Raw genomic sequence first — 15,195 nt, 5'->3', positions numbered from 1 at the left:
AGAAAGCTAATGGACTATCAAGCTGTCATTCCTGAATTTGTAGTATCTGACCTCGAAAAGTCACGCCACTTCTACTGCGACTTGCTGGGATTTTCTGTCGAATACGAGCGTCCAGAGGAGAAATTTCTCTTCCTCTCGCTTGAAGACTGCCAACTTATGCTAGAAGAAGGCAGCACAGAAGAATTAGCCCAACTAACCTATCCTTTCGGGCGCGGTGTCAATATTTCCTTTGGTATTGAAGATGTCCCTCAGCTCCACCAAAAACTGCTGGAGGCCAACTATCCTATTTATCGTCCGCTGACAAAAAGAGAATTTCGAGTGGGAGATAGCTTTATTTACCCTCATGAATTTGCGATTTTGGATCCAGATGGTTATTTTCTAAGATTTAGCGAATAGAATAATCGAAGTCTACAATACTATCTAGCCTTGTAGGCTTTTTCGTTCGCTTTTATGATCTATTTGCTAACAAAATATTTGATTTATAAAGCTAATTGGTGTAAAATAAAAACATTGGCAGTAGCCTATTTAAAATTGAATATCATTTTACTTGTTTATGTCGTGAATTGGCACGACGTTTCTACAAGGTGCTGGAACACCTAACAATGAGTATGTCAGCTGAAGGTATGGTTTTGGCCATGCCTATTTTGGGGACTTGCTTAGGGAATTAAGTAGGTCCTTTTTTCTAGCCCTTTTTGAGACGATAAAGGCGATAGAAAAACACAAAAGAGTTTAGACTTTAGGAGGTCTTATGAAATTATTAGAAGAGCGCATCCTTCAGGATGGGCATATCTTGGGTGACAACATCCTCAAGGTAGATTCCTTTTTAACCCATCAAGTTGACTATCGTTTGATGCGGGAGATTGGTAAGGTTTTTGCGGAAAAATTCGCAACTGCTGGCATTACCAAGGTCGTAACCATTGAAGCGTCAGGTATTGCCCCAGCCGTTTTTACTGCCGAAGCTTTAAATGTTCCCATGATTTTCGCCAAGAAAGCTAAAAACATCACCATGAACGAAGGCATCTTAACTGCTGAGGTTTACTCCTTTACCAAGCAGGTGACCAGCACCGTTTCCATCGCTGGAAAATTCCTTTCACCAGAGGACAAGGTCTTGATTATCGATGATTTCCTAGCAAATGGACAAGCTGCCAAAGGCTTGATCCAAATCATCGAACAAGCCGGAGCAAAAGTTGAAGCGATTGGTATCGTGATTGAAAAATCTTTCCAAGATGGTCGTGATTTGCTTGAAAAAGCAGGGTATCCAGTCCTATCACTGGCCCGTTTGGATCGTTTCGAAAATGGTCAGGTCGTATTTAAGGAGGCAGATCTCTAATGCAAAAACAAGAAAAACACTCGCAAGCAGCTGTTCTTGGCTTGCAGCACTTACTAGCCATGTACTCAGGTTCTATCCTGGTTCCTATCATGATTGCGACAGCTCTTGGCTATTCAGCTGAGCAGTTGACCTACCTAATCTCCACAGATATCTTCATGTGTGGGGTGGCAACCTTCCTCCAACTCCAACTCAACAAATACTTTGGAATTGGGCTACCAGTCGTTCTCGGAGTTGCTTTCCAATCAGTCGCTCCCTTGATTATGATTGGGCAAAGCCATGGTAGTGGCGCTATGTTTGGTGCCCTTATCGCATCAGGGATTTACGTGGTTCTTGTTTCAGGCATCTTCTCAAAAGTGGCCAATCTCTTCCCATCTATCGTAACAGGATCTGTTATTACCACGATTGGTTTAACCTTGATCCCTGTCGCTATTGGAAATATGGGAAATAACGTTCCAGAGCCAACTGGTCAAAGTCTCTTGCTTGCAGCTATCACTGTTTTGATTATCCTCTTGATTAACATCTTTACTAAAGGATTTATCAAGTCTATCTCTATTTTGATTGGTCTAGTTGTTGGAACTGCCATTGCTGCTAGCATGGGCTTGGTCGACTTCTCTCCTGTTGCAGCAGCACCACTTGTCCATGTCCCAACTCCACTCTACTTTGGAATGCCAACCTTTGAAATCTCATCTATTGTAATGATGTGTATCATCGCAACGGTGTCTATGGTTGAGTCGACTGGTGTTTACCTAGCCTTGTCTGATATCACGAAAGACCCAATCGACAGCACGCGCCTGCGCAACGGTTACCGCGCAGAAGGTTTAGCCGTACTTCTCGGAGGAATCTTTAACACCTTCCCTTACACAGGATTTTCACAAAACGTTGGGTTGGTTAAATTATCAGGTATCAAGACTCGCCTGCCAATCTACTACGCAGCTGGTTTCCTCGTTCTCCTTGGACTCCTTCCTAAATTTGGCGCCCTTGCCCAAATCATTCCAAGCCCTGTCCTCGGTGGTGCCATGCTGGTAATGTTTGGTTTTGTGTCTATTCAAGGGATGCAAATCCTCGCTCGTGTTGACTTTGCTAACAATGAACATAACTTCCTTATCGCAGCTGTATCAATCGCTGCAGGTGTCGGACTCAACAACAGTAATCTCTTTGTCAGCATGCCGACAGCCTTCCAAATGTTCTTCTCAAACGGAATCGTCGTAGCCAGCCTCCTCGCCATTGTCCTCAATGCCGTATTAAATCATAAAAAGAAATAAGAAAAAGAGGTGTGAGCCTCTTTTTTGTTTCTCTATATCCTTACCTGTCTTTCTTCTGACCTCTGGCCTGTGACAAACATGGTAAATGTTGCCTTGCAGACATTTCTTCCTTCTTGATTAGTGATATCAACATCCACGACACAGGTTGTGCGACCTTGATGGACACATTCTCCTTTAATGGTCAATACATCGTCGAGTTTTCCAGCTTTGAGGTAATTGATAGAGGATTGGAGTGTCACTCCATCAAGCCCCAGCGAGATAACCACCAAACCACTAATCTGGTCACAGAGAGTAAAGAGATAGCCACCATGGGCATTGCCATAGTAGTTGAGCGACGAGTCCACTACTTTTGTCGTTACCACAACGTGACCATCTCTCATTTGTTCTATTTCGTAATTTTCAAAGGCAGAGATAGCATCAAAATGAAAATCTTTCATCGTTTCCTCCTGATAGTTCAAACGACACTATAATACTACTTTTTATAGGACTGTGCAAGGAGAAAGCTCCTAGTCTGGTAAAATTCCGACCTGTTCCACAAAGCGCATAAAGGATGCTTGTCCCTGTTCCGTTTGCTTGTAGACTCCTGCATCCTCAAGTACACGAGCAAAGATAGCACCCACAGAGTCCTTAACGATTTCAAGGGCTTTTTCTTTATCCGTCAGATCTGAATGTTGGACTTTGAGTTGGTCTGCCCATTCCTGATGATAAGCGGCAACTGAGACATCTTCTCCCACTAGGTAGTTAGCGACTTGCTCCACTTCTGCTTTCAGGCGTGGTGGCAAAATAGCCAAGCCCATGACCTCAATCAAGCCGATATTTTCCTTCTTGATATGTTGGACATCCTTGTGGGGATGATAGATGCCATCCGGATGCTCTGCCGAAGTCTGATTGTCCCGCAAGACCAAGTCCAATTCAAACTGTCCATCACGCTTACGCGCAATGGGTGTAATGGTGTGATGCGGTATCCCGTCTGTCTCTGCCAAAATTTGCACTGCAGGATCTGAATACTGACGCCATTCCTGCAATATCTTATCAGCCAAGTTGATCAAATCTTCTTTTGAATCCGAGGTCAAACGTAGCACTGACATAGGCCACTTGACAATCCCAGCCTTGACCTGATCAAAACCAGCAAATCGGAAAGCCTTTTGCAAAGGAGCCAATTCCATAGGAAACACGTGACGGCCTCCTTGATAGTGGTCATGGGTGAGAATAGAGCCTCCCACGATTGGCAGGTCGGCATTAGAGCCTGCAAAATAGCCAGGAAACTGCTCTACAATAGCCAGCAGACGCTCAAAGCTCTGACGACTGATAGCCATGGGGCGATGCTGGCCGTCTAAGAAAATACAGTGCTCATTAAAATAAGCATAGGGCGAATACTGGAAGCCCCACTCCTGACCCGCCATTTCAAAACGGATAATGCGGTGATTGCTTCGAGCTGGATGGTTAACCCGACCATGGTAGCCTTCGTTCTCTAGACAGAGTTGACACTGTGGGTAATTGCTAGCTTGAACCAACTTAGCTGCCGCAATCTCTTTTGGATCCTTTTCAGGTTTAGACAGATTGATAGTAATCTCCAGTTCTCCGTAGTCTGATGGTACACGATAAGCGATATTCTTAGAAATAGCCTTGAGCTTGATGTAGTCATTTTTCTGGCTGAGCTGGTAAAAATCCCCTATCGCCTGCTCAGGAGAGTGAGCATAGGTTGTCCAAAAGTCACGATTAACCTGACTTGGACAAGGAGTTACCAAGTCCATCAGTTCAGAACCGAGGATTTCACGCGCAGTCTGACTGTCCTCAATCGTCTCTAATCGAACTGCTTCCTCGACTAACTGGTCCTTGAGGTCAATCAACTCATCCAGATCAGTCTCAACTTCCAAAACACCTTCACCCACTCGTGCTAAGACACGATTGGTTAGGTAGATTCGATCCATTTCCTCAAATGAACTTTCAGCAATGACTTCCGTGATAAATGCATCTAGAACTCCTTGACTCATTGATTCTCCTTCTTACTTTCTAAATAATCTCTGACAGCATCTAAATCCTGAAAAACTTGTTCTGTTTTATTTAAGAAAGACTGTGCTGGCATTTTTAAGTCTGGAATACAAATAACTGGTATCCCAGCTCTATACGCTGCTTCAATCCCTGCTTCACTATCCTCTAGTACTAAGCAATTCTCTGGTAAAACATTCAAATCAATACAGGCCTTTAAAAATATATCAGGGTAAGGTTTACTTCGCTTTACATCTTTTGCAAAAACTAGATGGTCAAATAGGGACAGTATCCCATTACTATCCAAAATCATTCTAGCTCTAGATTCAACACTTGAAGTTGCTAGAGCGATTGGAATACCTTCTCTTTGCAAAAAAGCAAGCAAATTTTTAGCACCTTTTTTTAAATTTACACCTTTGGCTAATATTCGAGCTTCCAGTTCATAAACTTTTTCCAAGGTTTGGTCAAAGTTCCAAGGTAAATCATAGTTATCTAAAAATCGTTGAACATTCTCCTCTTCCCTATGTCCACTGTATTCTCTAGAATATGTTTCTTCTGTGAAAGGAATTCCAAAATCTTTAAGCAATTCTTGATAAACTTTTAGAGAAATGATCTCAGTATCAGCTAATAAGCCATCTAAATCAAATATTACAGCGTCCATTTACTTCTCTCCTAGTCTAAAACGCGAGTGCCACCTGCAACTTCAGCGATATAGAAGCTTGGAGCATATCCAACGACTTCCTCATAGTGCTTGCCAACAGCTGCTTTAAAGGCCTCAACAGCATCTTTTCGCACCAAGGCAATGGCACAGCCACCAAATCCTGCCCCTGTCATACGAGCACCCAGAACACCTTCCTGAGCCCAAGCTGTGTGAACAAGGGTATCCAATTCCAAGCCAGTTACTTCATAGTCATGTTCTAGAGAAACGTGAGAAGCATTCATCAAACGACCAAAGGTTTCCAAATCACCTGCCTGAAGAGCTGCTTGCGCTTTGAGGGTACGTTGGTTTTCAAGCACAGCATGACGAGCACGTTTCAAGCGATTTTCATCTTTAATCAGATAGCTGTATTGGTCAAAGGCCCACTCATCCAATTCACCCAAGGTCTGAATATCCAAGGCAACTTGCAATTCTTCCACAGCTTTTTCACACTCAGCACGGCGTTCATTGTACTTAGAGTCCGCCAGTTCACGACGTTTGTTGGTGTTCATGATAACAACGACATTGTCCTTCAAATCAAGTGGCACCAAGTCGTATTCTAACGTATTGGTATCTAGGTAAATGGCACGTTGGTCTGCCCCCATACCGATGGCAAATTGGTCCATGATACCAGAGTTGACTCCGATAAAGTAATTTTCTGTTTGTTTTCCGATTTTAACCAAATCCAAACGGTCTAGTTTTAAACCAAAGAGATGCTCTGCCACGACCCCTGTCAAAAGTTCCAAAGATGCTGATGAAGACAAGCCTGCACCATTTGGGATATTCCCAAAGACATAGAAATCAAACCCTTTGTCAATAACATGGCCAGCTTCCTGCAAGAAATGGAGGACCCCTTTTGGATAATTGGTCCAGCTGTGCTCTTTTTCAAATTTGAGGTCAGCAAGAGGAACTTCAATGATACCTTTGTCCTCAAAGTTGGCTGAGTAGAAACGCAAAACTTGGTCGTCACGTTTGCGAGCCACCCCATAAGTTCCCAAGGAAATAGCTGCTGGGAAAACATGTCCACCATTGTAATCCGTGTGTTCACCAATCAAATTGATACGACCTGGTGAAAAGAAAGTTTGGTCTGCTTCTTGACCAAAAACGGCAAGAAAGTCTTTGCGAAGGGCTTCAGTAGTAAGATGTTGTGTCATATGATTTCTCCTTTGACTGTCCGTTAAGTCATACTCTTCGAAAATCAAATTCAAACCACGTCAGCTTCACCTTGCCGTACTAAAGTACAGCCTGCGGCTAGCTTCCTAGTTTGCTTTTTGATTTTCATTGAGTATCATCTTAACGTGTAATCGTTTTCTTCTATTGTATCCAAGGGATTTACCAAGGTCAATCCTTTTTACTAAACTTTTACTAAACTATCAGTAAAAAGCAGAAAAATATGATATACTAACCTAAAAGGAGGAGGATTTATGGCTACCTTAAAAGACATCGCACAGCTAGCCTCTGTCTCTATTGCGACCGTATCTCGTGTCCTCAATCGCGACCAGAGCCTATCTGTCACAGAAGAAACCAGACACCGTATTTTAACCGTCGCGGAAGAGCTAGGCTATACTAAGCACCTCAAGACAGGCGAATCCCACAAACCAAAGCAAAAGATTGCCATTATCCAATGGGTCAGCGAACAAGGGGAGTTGGACGACCTCTACTACTATCAGATTCGTCTCGGTATTGAAAAAAGGGCCCAAGAGTTGGACTATGATATCTTGCGCTATTTTAATGACCATCCTTTTACACTGAGCGAGGAAGTGATTGGCATTCTCTGCATCGGAAAATTTAGCCGAGCTCAGATTTCTGCCTTTGAAGAATACCAAAAACCTATAGTCTTTATAGACAGCGATACCCTCTCATTAGGTCATACCTGTATTATCACTGACTTTTACACTGCTGTGAAACAAGTTGTAGACCATTTCCTCAGCCAAGGTATGAACCGTATCGGAATTCTCACAGGTCTTGAAGAAACAACCGACCAGGAAGAAATAATCCAGGATAAGCGACAAGAAAATTTCAAAGACATTACCCAAGCAAATGGAATCTACCATGAAGAACTGGTTTTTCAGGGGAGCTTTACGGCCCAGTCTGGCTATGACTTGATGAAGGAGGCCATTCACAAGCTAGGAGAACAACTCCCACCAGCCTTTTTCGCAGCCAGCGATAGTTTGGCCATCGGCGCCCTCCGTGCCCTCCAAGAAGCTGGAATCAGCCTGCCAGACCGCGTCAGCCTCATTTCCTTTAACGACACTAGCCTAACCAAGCAGGTCTATCCTCCCCTCTCTAGTATCACGGTCTATACTGAGGAAATGGGCCGAGCAGGCATGGATATTCTTAATAAGGAAGTTCTACACGGTCGCAAAATCCCTAGCCTAACCATGCTAGGAACTAGACTGACTTTGAGAGAGAGCACCTTGCATTAAGTACAACACTTGAACATAAAAAAACTAATAGAGATTCTCAAATCCTATTAGTTTTTTCTTTTTATACTCAATGAAAATCAAAGAGCAAACTAGGAAGCTAGCCGCAGGCTGTACTTAAGTACGGCAAGGTGAAGCTGACGTGGTTTGAATTTGATTTTCGAAGAGTATTAATCCATCACAATCATAGACTTGATAGTCTTACGTTCATCCATGTCTTGACATGAATATCCTATTTATTTAAACGTTTATAATTTTCATCAAAATACTTGCCGTTGCGGATATCATCTGGAAGTCCTTCATAAGGGGCTTCAGAGATGACATCTTCGTTGTTTTGTCCTGCATCTCCCATGTAAGTGATATGTGCAAATTCAGGAACCACTAGTTTAGGGTAAGTCGCGTATTTTTCCCGAGATTCTTCCATCAAGTCAATGTAGTCATTCTGATAGCAAACAGTGATTTCTGGATGTTCGTGAACCCAAGCAGGGAAGAAAATCGTACCATTTAATTTCTTCTCATTCGGAACAAAGTCAAGAGCGACATCCGTTCCTGTTGGTTCAGTCCATGCTACTTTGTAAACACCTTCTGTCAACATGACGATATGAGCCTCTTGATCTTTGACCCAACGTCCAGCTACCATTCCCCCATGAATACGATAGTCAACTGTATGGTCATTCTTCGCATACCACTCGTATTCCCAACCATTCTCATAAGTATAAATAAAGTGTGTTCCTAAAAAATCGTCTAGTGTTTTAAATTGCTTTGTCATTCTATATTCCTCCTTTAATGATCAACAAGAATAGTATACAAGCTATTTCTGATATAAACAATTACTTTAATTGTATACAAAGTATGCCTTTTAAGCATAATGTGATATACTAGAGGAAATAATCATGAACGAGGTGAATAATGGATATTCGAGTCCTCCAGTATTTTGTTACCATTGCTCGAGAAAGAACGATTTCTAGAGCTGCTGAACGATTGCATCTTACTCAGCCAACTCTTTCGCGTCAACTTAAAGATTTAGAAGAGGAGCTTGCTGTATCTTTATTTAATCGCTCGAACCGTGAAATGACGCTAACAGAAGATGGCCAGTACCTGTATAATCGAGCTCAGGAAATTCTCAAACTGGTCAATAAAACAGAGGAAAAACTAACTCGAAAGGGAGAAATCGGTGGAGATCTTTATATTGGAACATCAGAAACAGCTAGTTTTGACTTAGTAGCTGATACTTGTAGAAATTTACTAGAACTCTATCCCCAAATTCGGCTCAACTTCCATGACGACAATGCGGATACCATCTATGAGGAACTAGATAAGGGGACTCTTGACTTCGGGCTCGTACTAGTGAGGACCATCCCTAGCAAATATCAAACTCTCCTATTACCGAAGCAGGATCAACGAGGGGTTTTGGTGCCTAAAGGTCATCCACTATCAAGTCGCAAACAAGTAACTGTTAAGGATATTGTAGCTTATCCCTTGATCGTTTCCAGTCAATCTGATGTTGATAAAACATCTCTTGGCAATCACGATTACAAGATCGTCGCCACTTACAACCTTCTCTATACCGCTAGTCGTTTGGTTCAGGCAGGAGTAGGCATCGCCATCTGCACGAACGGAATCATAGACAATCCAAATCTTACTTTTATTCCTTTCAACACAGTTAGTGAAGAAAAGTTCTACCTTATCTGGCGTGAGCAACATGATCAAAGTGCTACAGAAAAAGCCTTTTTAGAAGAAATTGAAGCACAACTATATGAAATAGAGAACTAACTTTTACTTTTGTCGAAACAACCATCAGCCCTTATCACAGCCCTCGTAATCCCTACGAGAGGCTTTTTTTATCTTTTATTTGAGAAATGCTATTATCTTTTTTACAGCATAGAAAAAGGCTTGGGAATACAACTTACTGTTGCATTTCCAAACCTTTGATAGAACTAGAACTGACCTAGTCAAGTACAATCATAGCCTTAATGGTCTTGCGTTCATCCATGTCTTTATAAGCTTGGTCGATATCTTCCAGTTTATAACTTGAGGTAAAGACACGTCCTGGATTGATGTTGCCATCAAGGACTGCTTTGAGCAAGAACTGCTTGTCATAAGTTGTGACAGAAGCTGATCCGCCTGCCACAGAAATGTTTTGGGCAAAGGTCGAACCAAGGGCACGGTTATTGTAGTGAGGCACACCGACAAAACCTAAACGTCCACCATTGTGAAGCACTCCAAGAGCTTGATCTACCGCTGCTTCTGTACCGACACATTCGAGAGCTGCATCTGCTCCACCACCAAGGATTTCACGAACCTTGGCAATGCCTTCCTCACCACGCTCTGCGACAACTGCAGTCGCACCTGACTCCAAGGTCATTTGTTGACGGTCTTCATGACGACTCATCAGGATAATTTGAGAAGCTCCACGCATCTTAGCTGCAATGACAGCACATTGGCCAACAGCTCCATCCCCGATAACGACCACTTTGTCGCCTTTTTGCACATTAGCAACACGCGCTGCATGATAGCCTGTTGGCATAACGTCAGCCAGAGTCAAGAGAGATTTGAGCATGCCTTCGCTATAATCGGAAGGTTGACCAGGAATTTTCACAAGTGCCCAATTGGCAAAATGGAAACGGATATACTCAGCCTGGACACCACCTGACCAGTTGTTGCCGATATGGCGGTCACATGTCCCATCATAACCAGCACGACAGGCATCACACTGACCACAACCATGTGTAAACGGAGCAATGACAAAGTCACCTGGTTTTACCGTAGTGACAGCCTCACCAACTTCTTCGACGATTCCGATAGCCTCATGACCACTATTACTATGCCCTTCTTCGATTTCGGGATTACGGTAACTCCAAAGGTCTGAACCACAAACGCAAGTACGAACAATGCGGATAATAGCATCATCTGCTTCTATAATTTGCGGACGTTCAATGGTAGCAAGTCCAACCTGACCTGCCTTTGTATATACTGCTGATTTCATTTAAAATTTTCCTTCCTTGTAAAGTTTAATTTTGTGATTTAATCGATTTAAAGCCACCTGTAACTGAGACAAGCGCTCCTCTAATTTTTTCTTTTCCTCTTCTAAGATACCAAGCCTTTCCTCTCTCGTTTCATCCCCCTCTTGGTAGAGCGACATATAGTCAACTAAACTGTCCACAGAGACACCTACCGAACGAAAACACTTAATAAATTCCAGCGCTTCTATATCCTGGTCTTGAAAATCACGAATTCCAGTTGCAGTTCGAGTAATCGGTGGTACAAGACCAACCCGCTCATAATACCGAATCGTATCCGCTGAAATTCCCAACAAATCACTGGCAGATTTAATATTCATACGCTAACCTCCTCTCATTTCATTCACTGAGTTTAAGCTATTCTAACTCACTTATCTTATTATATAACTTTGAGTTGACTCCAAGTCAAACTTTTTGCATCTAATCGAAAAATTTTTTTAATTACCAAACAACTAAGTAAAGTTTATACAGAGCCTTATAGGATCAAACTTTTAAAATATTTAAACAGTAAGTAAAATACTCTATTTCAAATAACATAGTGGCTTAATCATTCTTTACTTTTTACTAATGATGCCCATGCTTCTGCTCTAACTCTCTCACCTTCCGCCTATGTTGCGCATGATTACTTTGACTGCTATCCACTTCAATAGTGATATTCTGCACGCCTCTTTCTTCTAAACATTGACGCACCACTTCTTTGGTTTCCATCATCTGTTCCCAGTCCTCGATACAGATGTGGACAATAGCATTGTTCTCTAGACCGTCCATGGACCAAATACTAAGTTGATTGATACTTTTGACATTGGGTAGAGCCTCTAAATCCTTCTCCAAATCACTTGTCTCGACCCCTTCTGGCACAGCATCTAGGAAAATTTTCAGTGCGCTCCAAAAGCGAGGAATGGCTTTCGACAGAATAAAGATGGAAATAATAAGCGATAAGAGTGGATCGAGGATATACCAATCTGTAAATCGGAGGATAATCGCCATTAGAATGACGGCCAACCAACCAAGAGTGTCTTCCAGAAAGTGTAGGCTAAGAATTGACTCGTTCTTTGTCTTTCCTTTACGAACTACCAGACTTGCTAGCACATTGATAGCTACTGCAATGATTCCCAGCCAGAGGATACCTTTCTCATTAACGGGTTGCGGATGAGCAATCTTCGTGATATTTTCCAAAATCACTAGGACAGACCCTATCATAAGAATCACAGCCGTTAGCATGGCCCCTAAAAGGCTAAAACGTTTGTAACCCAAGGTGTACTGCCTATCTTCTTCACGGTTTGAGATTGTTTCTAGAAGGGCTGATATACCAATGGCTATAGCATCCCCCAGATCATGAACAGAATCAGCAAGAACTGCACTTGAACCAAAGATTCCTCCTGCGATAAACTCAACAATCGCATAGCTTAAATTTAAGAAAAAAGCTAACCAGATAGATGTTTTAGAACTCATTTCTCTCCCTCCTTTGGTATAATGGGTATATACATACTTCTTTCATTTGTATTATCTAATAAAATCCAAAGAAAGGATAGAAGCAAACTGTCAGTCCTGTTCAGTTCTGAACAGTTTGTCTCAAGTGTCTATATGCCAAAAAGAGACCGTCGAGTCAGCAAGACGAAAAAAGCCATCTATCAAGCTTTTTTACAACTTTTGAACGATAAGGGCTATGATGCCACTACTGTTCAGGATATCATTGACCTAGCAGATGTTGGACGTTCTACTTTTTACTGTCATTACGAAAGTAAGGAACTCCTTTTAGATGAGCTCTGTCGCTACCTCTTTCATCATCTCTTTGAAAGGGAAGAACACTTGACTACAGAAGACTACCTCGCACATATCTTTTTACATTTTCAGAAAAACCAGGACCGTGTCACCAGTCTCCTTTTTTCCAAAAACGACTACTTCCTCCGCCAACTACACAAGGAACTCGAACACCACGTTTATCCCATGGTGGCGGATGACTTGCAAGAGGCCTATCCAAACATTCCTGCCTCCTACCTCCAGCATTTTGTTGTGACGAACTTTATCGAGACCCTAACTTGGTGGCTAAAAAAAGGAAAATCTTATACCGAAGACCAAGTGGTGAAATTTTACCTTTATGTAATGGAGATGACCTCTACAACTCCACTTGATAACTAAGCCTGTAACTCAGAAAGGAACCAACTATGTTAACTTCGATGATTCTAGGAATACTAACAATCGTACTAGCTCTCGCATTCTCATTACTTCACCTTGCTGCTGCTTTTTCAGCCATGAAACAAAAGAACTACAGTCTGGGAAACACGTGCATCTTGGTCGGCAGTTGCATCACTTCTCTGGCTCTAGCTATCTTTTACTTCGTCCCACTGGCAACCATTCTACTATGGATTGTGGGTTCGAGTATCGTCTGCTATGGTGCCTACTGGAACGGGCGACAGCAAGAAAATCAACATATATCGCACCACATTATTCGTATAACGAGTGCTATTGTCATTACGGTATTATTCATTTTGCTCTAACACAAAAAAAGGATCATCTGATCCTTTTTTTACTTTTTTAAGCGCTTTTTGCTGCCTTGCTCCACTGATACCACCCAACTAGACTATTGATGAGATAAATTAGGTATTTCCCTTGGATTTGCAGGCTTTCTCCCCACCAGAGATAGATTGAAAAGACATTAGTAGCAGCCCAGAATATCCACTGTTCACGGTAAACAGCTGTCATGAGGATTTGCCCTACACCATTGGTCGCATCAGTGATAGAATCACGATAGGGACGATTAGCTCCGATAGACTGATAAATAAACCCAAAGGCCAACCACCAAAGAACACTAATAGAAAGATACTTGGTCCAACCCTTGCCGTCTAGTTTACGTGCGACAAACTCTTGTTGTTCTTTCTTAAACTGGGCTTGATAAATCCAAACCAAGAGACCAATTGGCTGCATAATTGTAAAATAGAGAGTTGTTAAAACCTCACCATAGAAGCCTTTTTGAAGGGCAAGCACCAGATAAATGATGGAATTAATCAAACCAAATAGGTAGTTACTAGCACGACCTTCAGCTTCTCAAAGAGCAGAAAAAAGGTTAGTAAGGCTTGAGAGATGAATCATTTTAAAGGCAAACAATTCCAACAAGACGTCATCATTGTCGCTGTTGGTTATTACCTACGTTACAATCTGAGCTATCGTGAAGTTCAGGAATTGCTTTATGACCGTGGAATAAATGTTTGTCACACTACGATTTATCGGTGGGTTCAAGAATACAGTAAAATCCTCTATCATCTCTGGAAAAAGAAAAATAAACAGTCCTTCTATTCGTGGAAAATGGATGAAACCTATATCAAAATTAAGGGGCGTTGGCATTATCTCTATCGAGCGATTGATGCGGACGGTTTAACATTGGATATCTGGTTACGAAAGAAACGTCGAGCAGACGATAACAGCTATAAGTTAGAAGATACCGCCTATCAAGAAGATAAAGCACGCAAAGCAGAAACCGAAGATAAGCTAGCTATTGAAGCAATGAAAAGCAAGTACACCACGCTATTGCTAGAAAATATGTTGCTAAGTCCGTGTGAAATGCAAGATACAAAAATCATGGCAGGATTGCAAGTCCATGTTTATCCCCTCTATGACGAACTGAAAGAATTAAGAGGGCTAAATAGTGTTAAAGACCTCTTGTCTTATGTTGCCAGCAGACGTGAAGAATATTCTAAGCATAATATCGCACGCTACCTCAAAAAAGCCATTGAACAATATCTACCAACGGTTAAAAGGCAGGACTTAAACCATGAGTGAAGACTTAAAAACGATCAAAGAGCTGGCGGATGAGTTGAGTGTTACAAAACAAAATATTCAATATCACTACCAAAGGTTACCAAAAGAATTACAGCTTAAAAGTTCCAATGGGTCTAATCTAATAAATTCTAAAGCAGAAAAAATAATTTTAGGTAAAGTAGAAAGTAGTAGCAAATCAAATACCAAAGACCAACAAATAGAAAAACTAACTAATTTGTTAGACCAGTAACAACGATTAGCCTTGCAAGATAAAAAGTTGCTAGAAGAATACAAGGCGGAAAATGATAACTTAAAAGCCCTCAAAATGCCCTCACAGGAAACAGAATTCAAACACTTAGACAATCAATATAAAGATGAAGTGAACGCTCTTAAAGAGAAGTTGGAAAATTTGCAGGAACAAATCAAAGATCAAAAAAGGATAGAAGAACAAGAAAAACCAATAAAATAGTGGGGACTATGGCGAAAATAGATGATTCAGTTAAAAAGAAAGTTCCAGAATTGCGATTTAAAGTATTCACGGATGAATAGGAATAGCGTAAGTTAGGAGACGAAGTTCGAATAGTGATGGGACAGCCTCCTAATTCAGAAAATTATACTGATGATCCTAATGGACGCTAAAAATGCGAAGACCTATGAAGACCTATTTTGTATTAGTCAAACAAAAAATCCAAAAGAAATGGTATATGATTATGACCAT

Annotated in this window: 18 protein-coding genes, 1 pseudogene and 1 riboswitch; of the genes and pseudogenes, 10 read left to right on the top strand and 9 right to left on the bottom strand. The window is 41.6% G+C overall.

The features are described from left to right. Positions 1-9: 9 nt before the first annotated feature. From HMPREF1149_RS07645 to HMPREF1149_RS07635, 3 genes are all read left to right on the top strand, one after another. Positions 10-396, top strand: a complete 387-nt coding sequence (locus tag HMPREF1149_RS07645; RefSeq protein ID WP_000386237.1) for a bleomycin resistance protein — start codon at positions 10-12, stop codon at positions 394-396. A gap of 131 nt (positions 397-527) precedes the next feature. Beyond that, positions 528-623, top strand: a riboswitch (purine riboswitch). 125 nt (positions 624-748) lie between these two features. Further along, complete coding sequence (locus HMPREF1149_RS07640; protein ID WP_000770434.1) at positions 749-1,330, top strand: xanthine phosphoribosyltransferase; 582 nt, start codon at positions 749-751, stop codon at positions 1,328-1,330. After that, positions 1,330-2,592: a nucleobase:cation symporter-2 family protein gene (locus HMPREF1149_RS07635; protein ID WP_001171646.1), complete on the top strand. Its 1,263-nt coding sequence runs from the start codon at positions 1,330-1,332 to the stop codon at positions 2,590-2,592. The genes HMPREF1149_RS07640 and HMPREF1149_RS07635 overlap by 1 nt, the downstream gene beginning before the upstream one ends. Before the next feature lie 32 nt (positions 2,593-2,624). Here the strand turns inward: HMPREF1149_RS07635 and HMPREF1149_RS07630 are convergent, their stop codons facing one another. The 4 genes from HMPREF1149_RS07630 to HMPREF1149_RS07615 all read right to left on the bottom strand — a co-directional run bounded on the left by HMPREF1149_RS07630 (position 2,625) and on the right by HMPREF1149_RS07615 (position 6,432). After that, positions 2,625-3,029 (bottom strand): PaaI family thioesterase, encoded by a 405-nt coding sequence (locus tag HMPREF1149_RS07630; protein WP_000651224.1) that lies wholly within the window; start codon positions 3,027-3,029, stop codon positions 2,625-2,627. Between the two features lie 69 nt (positions 3,030-3,098). Beyond that, positions 3,099-4,586, bottom strand: a complete 1,488-nt coding sequence (locus tag HMPREF1149_RS07625) for a UDP-glucose--hexose-1-phosphate uridylyltransferase (protein WP_000077633.1) — start codon at positions 4,584-4,586, stop codon at positions 3,099-3,101. Continuing rightward, positions 4,583-5,242, bottom strand: coding sequence for an HAD family hydrolase (locus HMPREF1149_RS07620; RefSeq protein ID WP_000340242.1), 660 nt, complete (start codon positions 5,240-5,242; stop codon positions 4,583-4,585). The genes HMPREF1149_RS07625 and HMPREF1149_RS07620 overlap by 4 nt, the downstream gene beginning before the upstream one ends. A gap of 11 nt (positions 5,243-5,253) precedes the next feature. Further along, the gene (locus HMPREF1149_RS07615; protein ID WP_000191985.1) at positions 5,254-6,432 is read right to left on the bottom strand and encodes a galactokinase; all 1,179 of its coding nucleotides are present in this window, start codon (positions 6,430-6,432) and stop codon (positions 5,254-5,256) included. Positions 6,433-6,702: 270 nt separating this feature from the next. Here HMPREF1149_RS07615 and galR point away from each other — a divergent pair, with 270 nt between their 5' ends. After that, positions 6,703-7,704 carry a DNA-binding transcriptional regulator GalR gene (galR, locus tag HMPREF1149_RS07610; RefSeq protein WP_000212494.1) on the top strand — a complete coding sequence of 334 codons (1,002 nt, stop codon included), beginning with the start codon at positions 6,703-6,705 and terminating at the stop codon, positions 7,702-7,704. A gap of 229 nt (positions 7,705-7,933) precedes the next feature. Here galR and HMPREF1149_RS07605 read toward each other — a convergent pair whose 3' ends face one another. After that, on the bottom strand, positions 7,934-8,470 hold the full coding sequence (locus HMPREF1149_RS07605) for a phenolic acid decarboxylase (RefSeq protein WP_000166027.1): 537 nt from the start codon (positions 8,468-8,470) through the stop codon (positions 7,934-7,936). Positions 8,471-8,610: 140 nt separating this feature from the next. Between HMPREF1149_RS07605 and HMPREF1149_RS07600 the strand changes: the two genes are divergently transcribed. Beyond that, a complete protein-coding gene (locus HMPREF1149_RS07600) occupies positions 8,611-9,474 on the top strand; it encodes a LysR family transcriptional regulator (protein ID WP_000354969.1) in 864 nt (287 codons plus the stop codon). A 175-nt stretch (positions 9,475-9,649) separates the two neighbouring features. On the opposite strand, the gene HMPREF1149_RS07595 is transcribed toward HMPREF1149_RS07600, so the two are convergent. The 3 genes from HMPREF1149_RS07595 to HMPREF1149_RS07585 form a co-directional block, all read right to left on the bottom strand. After that, positions 9,650-10,687 (bottom strand): zinc-binding dehydrogenase, encoded by a 1,038-nt coding sequence (locus HMPREF1149_RS07595; RefSeq protein ID WP_000833750.1) that lies wholly within the window; start codon positions 10,685-10,687, stop codon positions 9,650-9,652. After that, a complete protein-coding gene (nmlR, locus tag HMPREF1149_RS07590) occupies positions 10,688-11,041 on the bottom strand; it encodes a stress response transcriptional regulator NmlR (protein WP_001022632.1) in 354 nt (117 codons plus the stop codon). Positions 11,042-11,285: 244 nt separating this feature from the next. Then, a complete protein-coding gene (locus HMPREF1149_RS07585) occupies positions 11,286-12,173 on the bottom strand; it encodes a cation diffusion facilitator family transporter (protein WP_000095924.1) in 888 nt (295 codons plus the stop codon). Positions 12,174-12,305: 132 nt separating this feature from the next. Between HMPREF1149_RS07585 and HMPREF1149_RS07580 the strand changes: the two genes are divergently transcribed. Continuing rightward, positions 12,306-12,860 (top strand): TetR/AcrR family transcriptional regulator, encoded by a 555-nt coding sequence (locus tag HMPREF1149_RS07580; protein WP_001126069.1) that lies wholly within the window; start codon positions 12,306-12,308, stop codon positions 12,858-12,860. Between the two features lie 26 nt (positions 12,861-12,886). Then, on the top strand, positions 12,887-13,219 hold the full coding sequence (locus HMPREF1149_RS11565; protein WP_000958145.1) for a hypothetical protein: 333 nt from the start codon (positions 12,887-12,889) through the stop codon (positions 13,217-13,219). Between the two features lie 37 nt (positions 13,220-13,256). On the opposite strand, the pseudogene pnuC reads toward HMPREF1149_RS11565, so the two are convergent. Further along, positions 13,257-13,763 (bottom strand): annotated as a pseudogene (gene pnuC / locus HMPREF1149_RS07575) (nicotinamide riboside transporter PnuC); the annotation flags it as partial. 39 nt (positions 13,764-13,802) lie between these two features. On the opposite strand from pnuC, the gene HMPREF1149_RS11560 reads away from it, so the two are divergent. Genes HMPREF1149_RS11560 through HMPREF1149_RS07565 form a run of 3 tightly spaced genes read left to right on the top strand, consistent with a single transcriptional unit; the run spans position 13,803 to position 14,946 of the window. Further along, complete coding sequence (locus HMPREF1149_RS11560; protein WP_001015318.1) at positions 13,803-14,498, top strand: IS6 family transposase; 696 nt, start codon at positions 13,803-13,805, stop codon at positions 14,496-14,498. Then, entirely contained in the window at positions 14,491-14,727 is a 237-nt protein-coding gene (locus tag HMPREF1149_RS07570) for a hypothetical protein (RefSeq protein ID WP_001287839.1), read from the top strand. Before HMPREF1149_RS11560 ends, HMPREF1149_RS07570 begins: the two co-directional genes overlap by 8 nt. A gap of 12 nt (positions 14,728-14,739) precedes the next feature. After that, positions 14,740-14,946: a hypothetical protein gene (locus HMPREF1149_RS07565; RefSeq protein WP_001152918.1), complete on the top strand. Its 207-nt coding sequence runs from the start codon at positions 14,740-14,742 to the stop codon at positions 14,944-14,946. The last annotated feature ends 249 nt before the right edge of the window (positions 14,947-15,195 follow it).

The organism is Streptococcus sp. BS35b, assembly GCF_000286475.1.
Taxonomy (GTDB): domain Bacteria; phylum Bacillota; class Bacilli; order Lactobacillales; family Streptococcaceae; genus Streptococcus; species Streptococcus oralis_W.
Note: the sequence above shows the minus strand (reverse complement) of the source record. Positions and strands in the feature narration are given on the sequence as shown.

Excerpts from the sequence above, each read along its gene's own strand:
- HMPREF1149_RS07645 (WP_000386237.1), top strand. The coding sequence starts at position 10 with ATGGACTATCAAGCTGTCATTCCTGAATTTGTAGTATCTGACCTCGAA.
- HMPREF1149_RS07640 (WP_000770434.1), top strand. The coding sequence starts at position 749 with ATGAAATTATTAGAAGAGCGCATCCTTCAGGATGGGCATATCTTGGGT.
- HMPREF1149_RS07635 (WP_001171646.1), top strand. The coding sequence starts at position 1,330 with ATGCAAAAACAAGAAAAACACTCGCAAGCAGCTGTTCTTGGCTTGCAG.
- HMPREF1149_RS07630 (WP_000651224.1), bottom strand. The coding sequence starts at position 3,029 with ATGAAAGATTTTCATTTTGATGCTATCTCTGCCTTTGAAAATTACGAA.
- HMPREF1149_RS07625 (WP_000077633.1), bottom strand. The coding sequence starts at position 4,586 with ATGAGTCAAGGAGTTCTAGATGCATTTATCACGGAAGTCATTGCTGAA.
- HMPREF1149_RS07620 (WP_000340242.1), bottom strand. The coding sequence starts at position 5,242 with ATGGACGCTGTAATATTTGATTTAGATGGCTTATTAGCTGATACTGAG.
- HMPREF1149_RS07615 (WP_000191985.1), bottom strand. The coding sequence starts at position 6,432 with ATGACACAACATCTTACTACTGAAGCCCTTCGCAAAGACTTTCTTGCC.
- galR (WP_000212494.1), top strand. The coding sequence starts at position 6,703 with ATGGCTACCTTAAAAGACATCGCACAGCTAGCCTCTGTCTCTATTGCG.
- HMPREF1149_RS07605 (WP_000166027.1), bottom strand. The coding sequence starts at position 8,470 with ATGACAAAGCAATTTAAAACACTAGACGATTTTTTAGGAACACACTTT.
- HMPREF1149_RS07600 (WP_000354969.1), top strand. The coding sequence starts at position 8,611 with ATGGATATTCGAGTCCTCCAGTATTTTGTTACCATTGCTCGAGAAAGA.
- HMPREF1149_RS07595 (WP_000833750.1), bottom strand. The coding sequence starts at position 10,687 with ATGAAATCAGCAGTATATACAAAGGCAGGTCAGGTTGGACTTGCTACC.
- nmlR (WP_001022632.1), bottom strand. The coding sequence starts at position 11,041 with ATGAATATTAAATCTGCCAGTGATTTGTTGGGAATTTCAGCGGATACG.
- HMPREF1149_RS07585 (WP_000095924.1), bottom strand. The coding sequence starts at position 12,173 with ATGAGTTCTAAAACATCTATCTGGTTAGCTTTTTTCTTAAATTTAAGC.
- HMPREF1149_RS07580 (WP_001126069.1), top strand. The coding sequence starts at position 12,306 with ATGCCAAAAAGAGACCGTCGAGTCAGCAAGACGAAAAAAGCCATCTAT.
- HMPREF1149_RS11565 (WP_000958145.1), top strand. The coding sequence starts at position 12,887 with ATGTTAACTTCGATGATTCTAGGAATACTAACAATCGTACTAGCTCTC.
- HMPREF1149_RS11560 (WP_001015318.1), top strand. The coding sequence starts at position 13,803 with ATGAATCATTTTAAAGGCAAACAATTCCAACAAGACGTCATCATTGTC.
- HMPREF1149_RS07570 (WP_001287839.1), top strand. The coding sequence starts at position 14,491 with ATGAGTGAAGACTTAAAAACGATCAAAGAGCTGGCGGATGAGTTGAGT.